The following is a 12,939-nucleotide window of genomic DNA, read 5'->3' as shown; positions in this document are numbered from 1 at the left end:
GCTGAGAAAAAAGTCGATTCCATTCGTGATTTGCATCGAAATCCTGGTTTCATGTCAGCCACTGCCACTTTGATGATGCAGCAATCTTACCCATGAACCGCAGGAAAACTTCCTGGTTAACTCGTACATTGTCAAAGTATAAAATTCGGGTCTCTTCTGTTGCTAAGTCCGACAACGGAGGGCGTTACGGCGACATCAACTCTAAGACAAAGCCGTGACACGGCACCAGCCCGCCCGTCTCTCCCGAGGATCACCCCCGGAGTGTTGCCTGCTTTTTATTTGTCCTTAATGATCACGTTCGATGATGTACCGTGCCAGATGGCCCAGCCATTGGCCTCGCGGCCCGAACATTTCCAACTCTTCACACGCCTGTTTCACCAGATCCGCTGCCCGCTGCCGACTGGCCTCGATACCAAGAAAACCGGGATAAGTGGCCTTGCCGGCTTGGGCGTCTTTTTGTGTCTGTTTTCCCAGCTTTTCCGAAGTTCCCTCAACATCCAGCAAATCGTCGGCAATCTGAAACGCTAATCCGATCGCGAATCCATATCGGGAAAGTGCTTCCAATTGCTGCGCAGAGGCTCCTCCCAATCGGCCACCCATTGTCAAAGCACATGCCAGCAACCGCCCGGTTTTACGACGATGAATCTGTTCTAACTCTGACAACGTGGTGATGGGGATCGTTTCAGCTGCCAGATCAGCCGCCTGACCGCCAACCATGCCGCACCATCCTGCGGCAGATGCCAGATCAGCCACGCAGGCCAACGCCAGTTCTTTGTTGGGAATGTCAGTCGCCAGCACTTCAAAGGCCCGTGTCAGCAGGCCGTCACCTGCGAGAATCGCTGTGGCTTCGCCATAAACAATGTGGTTTGTGGGCCGCCCGCGACGCAAATCGTCGTCGTCCATGGCGGGCAGATCGTCGTGAATCAGCGAGTAACAGTGAATCATTTCCAGCGCCGCCGCCGCCGGCATTGCCTGATGAGGATCGGCTCCGCAGGCTTCACAAGCCAGCAGAACCAGCACGGGCCGCAAACGTTTACCACCACCTAAGGCACTGTAACGCATCGAATCAAACAGCGACTGCGGCACAGATCTGGTGACCTCTGGAGTCACTCCCAGAGCCGCATCCATCGCCACTTCAACCTGTTGACGTAAAGCATTCAGGTGCTGAGAAAAATCGACCGCCACGTCTTTCAAAGACGAATCCGTTGCAACAGACGATTGAGATGCATGAGCATGGGTCGCCGACATTTCGCATCCCTGCGGTACTGAATCATCAAATTGACATGAACAAATGGAGTGATTTGTTATGACAACGGGTTAAAATAAAACTTGCAAGTCCCTTTTCTGACAACAAGCTACAGCAAAATCACGGTGTTCGAAAGTCTCTGTTGTTCCCGTTTTTAAGCCGGCTCTGCTGAGAACCGATTTTATAAAGCCCACTTGGGAGATCGGCTGCTGTTCGCGCACAGTCCGTCGCGTGCTATTCTTCCGAAGCAGCCATGATTTCTGGCTTTACGGATTACGCCACCCCTCCATTCATCACGGATTGATGCAATGCCGCTCCGCGTCTACAGCACGCTCTCTCGTCAGAAGGAAACCTTCCAGACCGTCGAGCCAGGCAAGGTCAAAATGTACCTGTGCGGCCCCACGGTTTATAAGCCCGCCCACATCGGCCACATGGTCGGCCCCGTCATCTTTGATACGGTTAAACGTTATCTGGCTTATTCGGGCTATGATGTGACCTTCGTCGTGAACATCACTGACGTCGATGACAAGCTCATCAACAAAGCCAACGAAAAAGGGATGACGGTCGAAGCACTCGCCAAGCAGATGACCGACGACTATTTCGATAACCTCAAACTGATGGGTGTTGATTCCATCGATCATTTCCCCTACGCCACCAGCCATATCGGCGACATGCTCGACATGATCGGCAAGCTGGTTGAAAAGGGGTATGCCTATCCGCTCAATGGCGATGTCTACTTCCGCTGCACCAAAGACGAAGATTACGGCAAGCTGAGCCGCCGCAGTATCGAAGAAATGCTCACCGGCACCCGTGCTGAATCGCGGGATGGCAAGGAATCTCCCGCCGACTTCGCGCTGTGGAAGTCATCCAAGCCGGGTGAACCAGCGTGGGACAGCCCCTGGGGCCCCGGCCGTCCTGGTTGGCATATCGAATGCTCGGCCATGAGCAAGAAGATCCTCGGCGACTCCATCGATATCCACGGCGGTGGGCTTGACCTCATGTTCCCGCATCATGAGAACGAACTGGCTCAGAGTGAAAGCTGCACGGGCCATCCCTTCGCCCGGTACTGGATGCACAACGGATTGATGCAGGCCAGTGGTCAGGCCGGCAAGGTTGGCGGCCAACACGACAAGAAGGGCGATGTCGATTCTCAGATTGCCGGTAAGCTGGCGGGTTCCGCCGGGGCCGAATCGGTAAAGACCGCTGTTTTCGCTCATCATCACCCGGAAACCGTCCGCTTCTTCCTGCTCGCCACGCATTACCGCAGCCCCATTGATTTCAGCCTGGAACGCATCGCCGAAACGGGCAAGAGCCTCGAAGGATTCTTCCGGCTGTTCGACCTCTACGAGCGATTAACAAAGAACAATTTCTATTCCCTCAATGCGGCCACAAAACGCAGCGATTCCAAGCCATTAGCGGCCCATGCTCCCGATCAGGAAGCCATTACGGCTGAACTCAACGGGTTGAAAGATCGCTATCTCGATGCGATGGACGATGACTTCAATACTGGCGGGGCCGTGGGCGTTCTCTTTGAAATGCGCCGCGTGATCAATGGATTTATTTCGGAAAAGAAGCTCGAAACGGGGGCAGGTTCAGCAGCCGATCTCCAATTGCTGACCGACGCCATGACTCTCGTGAGAGAACTTGGCCTGCTGCTGGGTGTCTTCCGTGAACCACGGCAAAAGGAGACCTCCGCTGACGATGGACTGCTCGATGGACTCATGCAACTCATCATCCAGATCCGTGCCGACGCCCGGAAGTCCAAGAACTTTTCCGTCGCTGACCTGATCCGCAACAAACTGACAGAACTCAAGCTCACACTGGAGGATCGCCCCGATGGTACCCTCTGGCGCAAGGGTTAATCGACTGATCACGTGGAGTGACGCATGAAAAGCCTCTTCCCCGGCATGGATCCGCTCCTCGAATCATCGTGGAGCGACACCCATACCAGCTTATGCACCTATGCGAGGGATCAACTTCAAGCGAAGCTGCCGCACGAACTGCGCGCCCGTCTGGAAGAACGTGTTCAACTTTCACTTCCAGAGGACGAAGAGACAGGGCAAAAGCCTGTCATTCGGTTCATTCCCGATGTCTCCGTCTCAGAGTCTTCTCCTGCAAGATCGGGTGCGACAGCAGTTACAGATCCTCCTGCCCGTAAAGAAGCTGCGACCAGATCCCATGTGGTCTTCTTCGATCCTGTGACCAAGTCACGCCGCGTCTCCATCGTTGACAGGATTGCAGGCAAGCTCGTGACCACCATCGAGTTTCTCAGTCCTGCCAACAAAACCAGCACGGCCGGACGATTCCAGTTTCGTCAAAAGCAGCGGGAACTCCTTGATGCGGGTGTCAATCTAGTGGAAATCGATCTTGTTCGGGCAGGAAGTTGGGCCATGACTCCCGAAGAACAGTACCTCCCGGTGAAGCTTCGGAACCCATACCGAATTGTTGTCGTTCGGGCCGAATTACCCGACGAAGCCGAGTGCTATGAAGTCAAGCTTTCTGAACCACTCCCGATCATCGCGATCCCCCTCCGGCCCACGGATGAAGATGTCACTCTTGCCATTCAGCCACTCGTGAGTGAAGCCTTCGAGAAAGCCGCCTATACCGTGGCCGATTACGAACGGGCTTCTTTAGCCACATATACCGCCGAAGAAAACGCATGGGTACTCGGCCACTTAACAACAGCAGGGATCAATCGCTTACCTAGTAATTTTGATCCAAAAACCAGGTAGCACCTCTATGTTGGTCATTGGTGTCGATCCCGGTCTCAATACCACCGGCTACGCAGTTCTTAACTGCCATGGCCGATCAGTGACCTTGCGCGAAGCTGGTGTCATTCGTTCGACCAAAGGCTGCTCTCTTGCCACGAGAGTCGCCGAAATCGGTCGCGGCCTCCGCGAAGTCTTCATTGACTACACCTCTGCAGGACATGAACTCCACGCCATTGCTATTGAACAGGTCTTCTCACACACGTCGTTTCCCAAGACCGCCATCCTCATGGCCCATGCCCGCGGTGCTATCCTCTTTGCCGCAACGGAAGCCAACATCCCGATCGTCCATTACATGCCCCGGCAGGTGAAAAGCCTTCTCACCGGCAGCGGTAAAGCCAGCAAAGAACAAGTGCAGCGGGCCGTCCAGTTGGAATTGGGCCTGCCATCGATTTTGGAACCCAACGACGTGGCCGACGCCGCCGCCATCGCCATCTGCCACGCCTTCGCCACCCGCATCAGCAACCCGATCCCGTAGAATCCATGGAGCGATAGCGCAATGCACCACTCTTACCTACTCCCGATGAAAGGCCTCGCTTGATCACCCGCATCACAGGCAAGCTCGTCCGCCTCAGCGAAGATATCGTCCGCATAGAAATCGGCGCGTTTGAATACGAAGTTCTCGTCCCCGAATTCGTTCGTCGACAGCTCCAGCCAAAGCTGGGTGAGGTCGTGAGCCTTTGCACGCTGGACTATCTGGATGGCAATCCGCAACAGGGTCGTCTGGTTCCGCGGCTGGCTGGTTTTCTCAGTGAAACCGAAATGGAATTCTTCGAGATGATCTGCTCGGTGGATGGCATGGGGGTTAAGAAAACGCTCCGCGCCATGGTCCGCCCTGTGCGGGAAATCGCCGAAGCCATTGAAGAACAGAGCATTAAAGAACTGACACTTCTCCCGGGTGTCGGGCCTGCGATGGCCGAGCGGATTGTGGCGAAACTCCGCCGCAAAATGACCAAGTTCGCTCTTATGGTTGCCCGCGAAGTTCCGCGCGAAGCCGATGTTGATCGCAGCGTCCTGACCGAAGCTTATGAAGCTCTGATGGCTCTGGGTCATTCGTCGATCGAAGCGCGCGACAAGATTGATAAAGTCGCCAGCCAGAAGAAAAAATTCAAAGACGTCCAGGACGTCCTCACAGAAATCTACCTCCAGGGCCGCGGATAACCCGCCTTTCTGCCACTTGCGAACACGCACTAAGCTCTCTTTTTCAGGCAGAGATGGCATTGAAATCAAGTTTTCTCTTGTTGCCAACGCTGGCGGTCGACACAATAGCTGTTCAAACAAGTGTTGTGATCTAGCTCCTGGAAAGTTGATTCAGACACCACCAGCGGGCATATTTCCAAGCTCGTAACAAAGGATGCCATTCATGGTTACCGAAACAGATGTGATTGTCATGGGCGGTGGGCCTGCCGGGTCGACAGCAGCAACTCTCCTGGCGCAGGCCGGACATCGTGTGCTGTTGTTTGAGCGTGAGACTTTTCCCCGTTTTCATATTGGGGAATCTCTGATCCCCTGTACGTATGAAGTCTTTGCGCGGACGGGTCTGCTGGCTCGCTTGAAGGACAGTCAATTCGTCAAAAAATACAGCGTTCAGTTTGTCGGCAGCACAGGCAGAGTTTCTGCCCCGTTCTTCTTTACACAATACAAACCCGTCGAGTCTTCCCAGACATGGCAGGTTCGTCGCTCTGAATTTGATCTGATGTTGCTTGACCATGCCAAGGACTCGGGCGTTCAGGTTTTCGAGAATCACCGCGTTCTGGAGGCCCTCTTTGAAGGGGAACAATGCGTTGGCGTCCGGGTGAAAAACGAAGCCACCGGCGAAGAACGTACTGTCAAAGCCAGGGTCGTTGTTGATGGCACCGGGCAAAGCTCGGTGCTGATGGATCGGCTCAAATTGCGAGAGTGGGATAATGAACTCAAGAAGGCCGCCGTCTGGACATACTTCAAAAATGCCTGGCGAGATGAAGGGGAAAACGGCGGAGCCACTTCGGTCATTCAAGTGGAAGGGAAAAAGGGGTGGTTCTGGTATATCCCGCTCCACGACAACATCACCAGTGTCGGCGTGGTCGCCGATTACACCCATCTTTTCAAAAACCGCGATACCAAAGATCTGGGTGAACTCTACCAGCAGGAAGTCGATCGCTGTCCCGGCGTGAAAGTTCGTATCGAAGGGGCAGAGCGTTGCGATCAATTCCGTGCCGCCAAAGAATACTCTTACCGTGCGAAGCAAGCCGCCGGCCATGGATGGGTGCTGGTCGGTGATGCCTTCGGATTTCTTGACCCGCTTTACTCCTCGGGCGTGCTGCTGGCTGTGAAATCGGGATCATTGGCTGCTGACGCCGTGCATCAGGGACTGACTTCAGGAGACCTGACAGGCAAGACCTTAGGAGCCTGGGAAGGGGACTATGTTCTGGGGATGGAACGGATGCGCAAGCTGGTGCTGGCCTATTATAAGGGTCTAAGCTTCGGCAAGCTGATCACCAGATACCCGGAGACGAAGGACGATATCACCGACCTGCTGATGGGCGACCTCTTCCGTCCAGAGCTTGACGTGACGCTGGCCAAGGTGGAATCGATGCTCCAGGAAACCCCTGAACTTCCCGCAATGCGATAGGTCATGACTGGGGTTTTATGAGGGAATGAGGAAGGTTAAAGATTGCTGCAATTCGTCTGGAGGGTTGAAGTTCCGGCGGTTGGCTGCTAGGGTTCCGGTGTCGGAAAAGGCTCCTTTCACGGGGTTTTCGTGCGCAGAGACTGTCAAAAAGTCGTTGCGATTTGGGAATCATCGGCGGGCCGCATGGTTTGCAGCCGCTCTTTCGCTTTAGGGGTAGGGATTACGGTATGGCGACGAAGTACGTGTATTTCTTCGGTGATGGCAAGGCGGATGGTAACGCCAAGATGAAAAACGAGCTGGGTGGCAAGGGTGCCAACCTGGCTGAAATGACCAACATCGGGCTGCCCGTTCCTGCGGGTTTCACCATCAGCACCGAAGTCTGCACTTATTACTACGGCCACGAAAACACTTACCCGCCAGAACTCGAAGCCCAGGTCGATGCGGCGATGGTTCAGGTTGAAAAGGCCATGGGCAAGAAGTTCGGCGATACCACCGATCCTCTGCTCGTTTCCTGCCGTTCGGGTGCTCGGGAATCGATGCCCGGCATGATGGATACGGTCCTCAACATCGGCTTGAACGATGTAACTGTCGAAGCACTCACCAAGGCCTCTGGCAACGAGCGATTTGCCTGGGATAGCTACCGCCGCTTCGTGCAGATGTACGGCGACGTGGTCATGGGCCTCAAGCCAGAGAAGAAGACGGATATCGATCCGTTTGAAGACCTTCTCGAAAAGAAGAAGCATGCCGCTGGTGTGCATTTCGATAACGAACTGAGCGTCGCACAGTTGAAGGAACTCGTTGGCGAGTTCAAGGCAGCCATCAAGGCCAAGACCGGCCTGGATTTCCCCACCGATCCCAAGCAGCAGGTCTGGGGTGCTGTGGGCGCCGTGTTCAGCTCCTGGATGAACGACCGCGCGATTGTTTACCGCCGTACGTATGGTATTCCTCACGAATGGGGCACCGCTGTCAACGTCCAGGCAATGGTCTTCGGCAACCTGGGTGATGACTGCGCAACTGGCGTGGCTCTGACCCGCGACGGTGCCCTGGGAATTCCAGGCTACTGCGGTGATTACCTGATCAATGCTCAGGGTGAAGACGTGGTGGCTGGTATTCGTACCCCGCTGCGAATCGAAGAAACTCTGGCCAAGGATATGCCCAAGGCCTTTGAAGAACTCGATTCCATCGGCAAGATTCTGGAAGGTCACTACAAGGACGTTCAGGATATTGAGTTCACCGTTCAGAAGGGCAAGGTCTGGATGCTCCAGACTCGTAACGCCAAACGAACCGGTTTCGCCGCTGTTCGTATCGCTGTGGATCTCGTCGAAGAAGGCAAGATCACCGATAAGGAAGCTCTCTCACCAAAGCGTATTCCTGCTGACGATCTGAACCAGCTTCTCCAGCCTGTGTTCGATCTGGCCGGCAAGAAGGCGGCACAGGAAGGCGGCAAGCTCCTCACCAAGGGGATCAACGCTGGCCCCGGTGCAGCTTTCGGCCAGATCGTGTTCCACGCTGACGATGCAGAAGCCATTTACCTGAAGAATCCCAAGGCCGAACTGGTTCTGGTTCGTCGTGAAACGACTCCAGAAGACCTTCGCGGCATGAAGGTTGCTAAGGGCATTCTGACGGCTTTCGGCGGTGCCAGCTCTCACGCGGCTCTCGTCAGCCGCCAGATGGGCAAGGTCTGCGTGGTCGGTGCTTCCGAGCTGAACATCGATTACGAAAAGGCCACAATCGCCGTTGCTGGCAAGACGCTCAAAGAAGGCGATTTTATCTCGATCGATGGTTTCACCGGTGAAGTCTTTGAAGGCAAGGTTGATACCAAGCCCAGCGAAGTCATCCAGGTGCTCATCAGCAAAACGATGAAGCCGGAAGAGTCCGAAACTTATCAGCGATTTGCCAAGCTGATGACATGGGCCGATAAGTACCGCACTCTCAAGGTGCGTACCAATGCCGACGAGCCAAAGCAGGCCACGCAGGCAGTTTCGTTCGGTGCTGAAGGCATCGGCCTCTGCCGTACCGAGCACATGTTCTTCGACCATGTCGATGAATTCCGCGAAATGATCCTCGCTGGCGATCTGCCATCTCGTGAGAAGGCACTGGCCAAACTGCTGCCCTTCCAGCGAGAAGACTTCTATGGTCTGTTCAAGGCCATGAATGGTCTGCCAGTGACGATTCGTCTGCTGGATCCACCACTCCACGAGTTCCTGCCACACGATCACGCCTCACAGGCTGATCTGGCGGCGAAGATTGGCATTCCTGCTGATTACATCGCTCGTCGCGTGCATGAACTGCATGAGTCGAATCCGATGCTTGGTCACCGAGGTTGCCGCCTGGGGATTGTTTACCCGGAAATCACTGCCATGCAGGCTCGGGCCATCTTTGAAGCGGCTTGCCAGCTGAAGAAAGAAGGCCTGACTGTGATTCCTGAAGTGATGATCCCGCTTGTGGGTTACGTCGCTGAATTCAAGAATCAGGAGAAGGTCGTTCGCGAACAGGCTGAGAAGGTCTTCGCAGAAACTGGCGTCAGCGTCGAATACCTCGTCGGTACGATGGTTGAAGTGCCACGTGCCTGTGCGACAGCTGATCAGATTGCTGGCGCTGCTGAGTTCTTCAGCTTTGGTACCAACGACCTGACCCAGACCACTCTGGGCATCAGCCGCGATGATTACGGTGGTTTCATTAACCACTACAAGGAAAACGACATCGTCCCGAACGATCCGTTCCAGATGATCGATCAGGCTGGTGTTGGCACACTCATGAAGATGGGTGTTGAAAAGGGCCGCAGTGCTCGCCAGGGCCTGAAGATTGGTATCTGCGGCGAACACGGTGGCGAGCCATCGAGCGTCGTCTTCTGCCACAAGATTGGCCTGGACTACGTAAGCTGTAGCCCATACCGCGTGCCCATCGCCCGCCTCGCTGCTGCTCAGGCCGCTCTGGCCGACGCCAAGTAAACGGATCTGATTTATTGATACGACACCAAGCGACCGAGTTGCACGCATCTCGGTCGCTTGTGTGTTTTAGGGTCATTAATATTTCAAATTGAGATGCGTATCAGACATGCCTGCACTGAGCAGTAGCAGGCATGCTGCATGAATACCGGTGTTTGATGAAAAGTCTCACACCGGCCACTTCTTAACCGTTACCAGATCACCATACGTCGGTAGGCTGGCCGAACCCGGACGGAGTAACCACCAAGAATGGGCCGGCGGCGCGAATACACAACGTTCTTTGGTTGATAGACCACCATCGGCCCCTGAGAAACGCGGACTGGCCCCTGAGACACTGGCACCACGTAGCGAGGAGTCGGAGAGACTCTGACGGGATAATACCGGGGACTCACTCTGACTGGTCGATAGCTCCATTGAGCTTCTGCTGAAATCGCCATAGACGAAAACATCAGCATTGACAGAGCGAACACAGCGAAGGACTTCATCACAGACTCCATTGTTTTGATAAGGTACCCTGAGCAAATTGCATCTGGTGATACTCGCACTTATTGAATGCGTGTTCCCCAGATCTTCCCGAGGTGGACTATCTCTTGCGCGATTGCCATTGTCAATCAGTAGCGATTTGGCAAACTTTCCTGCCGCTGGTTGTCTTGTGAACAAGAGTTGGTGGGACACGACAAAAGCTGACAAAGAAGATCATCAAGATCTCTCACGCCCCGGAATTCATGCTCAACTTGCTGGCTTATCGCTTGCCAACTCTCGGACGAGTTGATGGAAACGTTCCTGAAGTTCCTGTGGTGCGGTCTTGATCTGTTGCCGATAGATAAGCTGCGTCGCGGTGAGCAGTTTTCGGGCCACTGGTCGGTCACCGCCCTGAACCAGAACACGCACGGTATCGGCTCTGAGATCGAGCCATTCCACAGAACCTTTCTCCAGTGTTTTCTCGGCGGCCTGAAGCCCCTTCACGACATTGGCCCGATCCGTTGGCGTGGAGTTGGTGCCAATGACTTCCAATAACTCCCGCCGACGTTCGGGCTGGCCGGCGACTTCTGACAATGTGGCAATCGCCCACTGAGTCGCCTTGGAGGAGTTCCCGCACAGCTTCCAGGCTTGAATCAAAACCGGCGTGGCCCGGCGTGATTCCTCGGGTGTCCATTGTGGTTGAAGTTGTTCCAGCCTGTCTGCAGTCTTCCGAATCAAGACGGATAATTGTGCCAGACGGGTCAAATCCTCTGTATCAGCCTGAAGCAGGAGTCCTTCCAGCAGATTGAGCGTTATCAGTGTGGAGGGGAGTTTCTCCGGTGTGATCAACTCTTCCGCTTTGGTCAATTGGCCTGTGCTTGCCAAAACCAAAATCCGGGTTGGTAATGCCAACTGAAGCAATCGTTGAACTGCTTCGGCGTCATCAAGCGCGTTACGGCCGGCTTCGGCCCATTGAAGATACTCTTCTGCTGCCTGAATCTGTGGGGGTTGCTGCCTGAGAGCCAGCCGGCTGGCTCGAAGTAATAATTCGATTTCGGCTTCTGGTAATGGGGAATTTTGAGGACGGCCAGCCACCAGTTGCGTGGCGTCTTTCCAGGTCTGGCTGACCTGTAAGGGATCTTTCTCTGGCTGTCTTTCCAGAATCTCCATCAGTCCCAGGCGAGCGACTGGCGCCAAAGAACTGGTTGCGGGAATTTTTTGGAACCATGCTTTTGCTTCGTTCCAGTTTTGTTTTTCAATCGCCTGATGCCCCAGTGATCGCATGGCTTCTTCACCCGCGCGCTCATTGGGAAATCGGGAGACGTTGGTCTTCAGCGCTTCCTGCCAGACTTGCTGATGCTCTGAGGTTGGCTCCTGACGGTAAATCTGTCCCAACGACCAGGCCCACATGGCGGCTGAAGGAGCCGTTTGCTTTGTCGATGGTTGGGAACTTGCCACCTCTTTGAAGATCCGGGCTGAGACATCGTATTCGGTGAGTTCGATGGCAATCGAGCCGGTAATAAATCCCAGTTCAGCCGCTGCGGAATGGCGATTTTCCGACCGAGCTTGCTGGAAGGCCTGTTGATACATCGCCAGCGCGTCGCTTTTTTTTCCTTCCAGATAGGCTGTTCGTGCTGCTTGCGAGAGTTTGGCCAGTTGCGGTCCCAGATCACGAACCAACGTGGCCTGATGCCACCAGCGATCGGCACGATCCCACCAGATGGGGCCCATTTGCTGCCGAATCCGCTCAAGTGTGATGGCGGCCTCAGCTTGAAGCTCACTGGCGAGGCCGGCATTCTTTTTCGTCGTGGCCAAGTCACTCGCTGCCACCAACGCTTCGAGTTGCATCAGCCAGAGAGGCCCGGTCAACGCCCCCGTTGTTTCACGGGATTGACGAATCAATTCCAGTGCCTGATCGTAATTTTGTGAGGCCATTGCCAACTCGACAAGGACTGTCACTCGTTGCTGTTCGGTCTGAGTTGTTGGCGCGGGCTTGAGGGCTGCCAGCATGGTTTCTGCCCGAGTGGCTTCACCACGTAACGCTGCCGCTGTTGCCAGTACCAGCCGTGACTCCCAGAGCAATTGATCAGAGATATTCTGCAATGCGAAATGACGAACCAGCCCTTCGGCTTCCAGAAGTTGATCAACACGTTCGGCAGTCTGGAGCGGGAAAAACCTGGCCGTCTCCAGATGCAAACGAGCCTGGCGAAGGGTCAGCAGCCCGTAAGTGACCTTGAGATCCGCCAGATTTGGTGGCTTGCCGAGTGTCGTCTCGGAGGTCGACCTGCCTGAAGAGGATGGGGGTGGCATTTTGATCGTAGCCTGCAATCGCTCTCGGGCTTCACGTAACGCCGCCGCCGCGAGCAGGAGTTGTCCTCTGGCATCACGAGCAACAGAAGCATCTTGCGAAACCACCTTGGCATCAGCGGCCAGCATCTCCGATTTTGTGGCCAGCAGGATGGCCTGCTGTGCCTGAATTAGTTGTTGCCACATGGGCGGGGGCGACATGCGCAACTGCTCGTCCAACAGCCGTCGGGCCTTCTCGATCAGTTCATCCCGCTCAGCCGGCATGACCCATTCGGCATGCTGTGCCAAAGTAGCCGCAAGTTCGACAGCCGTTCCCATGGAGGTGTCGATATTGCGTTGGGGGCGATTCAGTCGGCGTAAAAGAACTTCTTCTGCTGTTGAGAAAAGCCGACGTTCACGCAATCCCGCAAAATAGCGGGCGTCGGCATCTTCCCCCCTCACGGGAGAGAGCAGTCCAAAAGTCAGGCAGAGCGCGGCAACGCATGGGGAAACAAGAAGAAAACGCAATGCGCCCCCCGTCTGTGAGATCACGGGGCGTAACCACTGCTCCTTCCGATCCATACCTGACGATCCTTCCGGGGCCATCCCGACAATCCC

Annotated in this window: 9 protein-coding genes; 6 read left to right on the top strand and 3 right to left on the bottom strand. The window is 55.0% G+C overall.

Annotation, left to right across the window (positions count from 1 at the left end; genetic code table 11):
• Nucleotides 1–285: 285 nt before the first annotated feature.
• Nucleotides 286–1,248: a polyprenyl synthetase family protein gene (locus SH287x_RS19955; protein ID WP_479516165.1), complete on the bottom strand. Its 963-nt coding sequence runs from the start codon at nt 1,246–1,248 to the stop codon at nt 286–288.
• Between the two features lie 306 nt (nt 1,249–1,554).
• Between SH287x_RS19955 and cysS the strand changes: the two genes are divergently transcribed.
• From cysS to ppdK, 6 genes are all read left to right on the top strand, one after another.
• A complete protein-coding gene (cysS, locus tag SH287x_RS19950; protein ID WP_479516164.1) occupies nt 1,555–3,108 on the top strand; it encodes a cysteine--tRNA ligase in 1,554 nt (517 codons plus the stop codon).
• A gap of 24 nt (nt 3,109–3,132) precedes the next feature.
• Entirely contained in the window at nt 3,133–3,978 is an 846-nt protein-coding gene (locus SH287x_RS19945) for a DUF4058 family protein (RefSeq protein WP_479516163.1), read from the top strand.
• Between the two features lie 7 nt (nt 3,979–3,985).
• Nucleotides 3,986–4,492, top strand: a complete 507-nt coding sequence (gene ruvC / locus SH287x_RS19940; protein WP_479516162.1) for a crossover junction endodeoxyribonuclease RuvC — start codon at nt 3,986–3,988, stop codon at nt 4,490–4,492.
• A 59-nt stretch (nt 4,493–4,551) separates the two neighbouring features.
• Nucleotides 4,552–5,175 carry a Holliday junction branch migration protein RuvA gene (gene ruvA, locus SH287x_RS19935; protein WP_479516161.1) on the top strand — a complete coding sequence of 208 codons (624 nt, stop codon included), beginning with the start codon at nt 4,552–4,554 and terminating at the stop codon, nt 5,173–5,175.
• A 202-nt stretch (nt 5,176–5,377) separates the two neighbouring features.
• A complete protein-coding gene (locus SH287x_RS19930; protein WP_479516160.1) occupies nt 5,378–6,625 on the top strand; it encodes an NAD(P)/FAD-dependent oxidoreductase in 1,248 nt (415 codons plus the stop codon).
• A 227-nt stretch (nt 6,626–6,852) separates the two neighbouring features.
• Nucleotides 6,853–9,576, top strand: a complete 2,724-nt coding sequence (gene ppdK, locus SH287x_RS19925) for a pyruvate, phosphate dikinase (RefSeq protein WP_479516159.1) — start codon at nt 6,853–6,855, stop codon at nt 9,574–9,576.
• A gap of 188 nt (nt 9,577–9,764) precedes the next feature.
• Here ppdK and SH287x_RS19920 read toward each other — a convergent pair whose 3' ends face one another.
• Entirely contained in the window at nt 9,765–10,058 is a 294-nt protein-coding gene (locus SH287x_RS19920; protein WP_479516158.1) for a hypothetical protein, read from the bottom strand.
• A gap of 244 nt (nt 10,059–10,302) precedes the next feature.
• Entirely contained in the window at nt 10,303–12,903 is a 2,601-nt protein-coding gene (locus tag SH287x_RS19915) for a hypothetical protein (RefSeq protein WP_479516157.1), read from the bottom strand.
• Nucleotides 12,904–12,939 lie beyond the last annotated feature (36 nt).

Source organism: Planctopirus sp. SH287 (assembly GCF_056500625.1).
This window is presented reverse-complemented; position numbering and strand designations above follow the sequence as displayed.

Bases quoted from the DNA above. Each gene is read 5' to 3' on its own strand.
- SH287x_RS19955 (WP_479516165.1), bottom strand. From the start codon at position 1,248: ATGTCGGCGACCCATGCTCATGCATCTCAATCGTCTGTTGCAACGGAT.
- cysS (WP_479516164.1), top strand. From the start codon at position 1,555: ATGCCGCTCCGCGTCTACAGCACGCTCTCTCGTCAGAAGGAAACCTTC.
- SH287x_RS19945 (WP_479516163.1), top strand. From the start codon at position 3,133: ATGAAAAGCCTCTTCCCCGGCATGGATCCGCTCCTCGAATCATCGTGG.
- ruvC (WP_479516162.1), top strand. From the start codon at position 3,986: ATGTTGGTCATTGGTGTCGATCCCGGTCTCAATACCACCGGCTACGCA.
- SH287x_RS19930 (WP_479516160.1), top strand. From the start codon at position 5,378: ATGGTTACCGAAACAGATGTGATTGTCATGGGCGGTGGGCCTGCCGGG.
- ppdK (WP_479516159.1), top strand. From the start codon at position 6,853: ATGGCGACGAAGTACGTGTATTTCTTCGGTGATGGCAAGGCGGATGGT.
- SH287x_RS19920 (WP_479516158.1), bottom strand. From the start codon at position 10,058: ATGAAGTCCTTCGCTGTGTTCGCTCTGTCAATGCTGATGTTTTCGTCT.
- SH287x_RS19915 (WP_479516157.1), bottom strand. From the start codon at position 12,903: ATGGATCGGAAGGAGCAGTGGTTACGCCCCGTGATCTCACAGACGGGG.